This is a genomic window from Pseudomonas fuscovaginae SE-1 (assembly GCF_000364705.1).
GTDB lineage: Bacteria > Pseudomonadota > Gammaproteobacteria > Pseudomonadales > Pseudomonadaceae > Aquipseudomonas > Aquipseudomonas fuscovaginae_A.
The window spans coordinates 1-1,695 of sequence record NZ_AQOH01000197.1 but is presented as its reverse complement, the minus strand read 5'-3'; the positions used below and the strand labels follow the sequence as shown (position 1 = coordinate 1,695).

Here is a 1,695-nt window from a genome sequence, read left to right as displayed (position 1 = left end):
CCGTCGTTGTTCCAGTTGCCGCCGCTGCCGGTCAGGCTGTCGACGGCCAGCAGTTGCCCGCCTGCCGTCTGGTTCAGGGTGCCAACGTTGAGGCTCAACCGACCGGCCTGGATCACGCTGCTGTTGGTCCAGTTGTCCGCCGTCAGGCTCAGGCCACCACGGGTGGTCACGGTGCCACCGGCGTTGAGCAGCTTGTCGGTGGCGATATCGAAGGTGCCGCTGCCCACATGCAGCAGGCTGCCGCCCTGGTTCTGGAAGCCACCGACGTTCAGGGTCAGGTCGCTGTTGGCGGTTTCCAGCTTGCCGTTGCGGTTGTCGAACAAGCCGCCGATCTGGAAGTCGGTCTTGCTACTGGTGCCCAGGGCGCGCAGTTGGCCGGTCTGGTTATCCAGGCTGGCGGCGCGCACGCTCAGGGTGCTGTCGCTTTCGATGATGCCCAGGCGGTTGTTCAGGGCACCGTTGAGGCTCAGGTCGATGCGTTGGCCGGCGATCTGGCCATCGTTGTCGCCGCTGTTGTCGAAATTGTTGCCGGTGACCTGCACCAGGCCCTTGGCATAGATGCCGCCGTTACGGTTGTCGACGTCAGCCGTGGTGATCAGGGCATCGCCGGTCTGGGCCGAGATACGACCGCCGTAGTTGTCGAGACCACCCAGCGCCTTCAGCTTCAGGCTCTGGCCCTGGATGATCCCGCCCTGGCGGTTGTTGTTCAGGTCGTAGCCGTTTTTCAGCACGCCGACGATTTGGGTTTCCAGTGCACCCTTGAGGCTGCTCAGGGTACCGCCACGGTTGTCGAGGCTGGCCGCACGGGCAGTCAGGTTGCCGTTCTGGGCCAGCAGCTTGCCGCTCTGGTTGTCGATGTCGCCGGTCACGGTCAGGTTCAGGGCGCCCTGCCCTTGCAGCGCGCCCTTGCCGTTGGCCAGGCTGCCGGCGTTGACGCCGAGATCACCGTTCTGGCTGTAGATCAGGCCGTCGGCGTTGTTCTGTACGGCGCCGCTGCTGGTGATCTGCAGGTTGCCGTTGGCGGCGACGGTACCGCCATGGCTGTTGTCGAGGCGACCGGTCAGCAGGCTGAGCAGGCCCTGGCTGACCAGTTGGCCGCCCTGGTTGCTGATCTGGCTGCTGCGGCTGATGACCAGGGGGCCGGCGCTGGCCAGCTTGCCGTTGCTGTTGGTCAGGGCGCCGAGCAGGTCGAGGCTGATCGCGCCGTTGCCGGTCAAGGTGCCGTTGCTGTTATCCAGGTCGGTGCCGGTGAAGTCGATGGCCTGTTCGGCGCTGATGCTGCCAGCGTTGTTCAGGGCCATGGCGTTCAGGGTCAGGGCCGCGCCGCTGTCGATGGAACCACCCTGGGTGTTGTCCAGCAGGCCGGCGACGGTCAGCTTTTGTCCGGCGCCACTGGAGAGGATGCCGGCGCGGTTGTCGAGGCTGTCGGCTTTGACGGTCAGGGCCTGTTTGCTGACCAGTGCGCCGTCATTGGCGTTGAGCAGTGCACCGCTCAAGGTGACATCCAGGTTACCGCTGCGGCTGGACAGGGTGCCGCTGTTGCGGTTGTCCAGGCTCGCAGCACTGACGCTCAACCCCTGCCAACCGGAGATCAGGCCGCCCTGGTTGGTCAGGGTGTTGCCGGTCACGCCCAGTTGGTCGTTGCTGATCAACTTGCCGTTGCTGTTGTCCAGGTTGCGCCCGGCGACGTTGAAA

General features: G+C 65.2%; 1 pseudogene. It reads right to left on the bottom strand.

Annotation, left to right across the window (positions count from 1 at the left end):
• A pseudogene (locus tag K675_RS30955) lies at window positions 1-1,695 on the bottom strand (hemagglutinin); the annotation flags it as partial.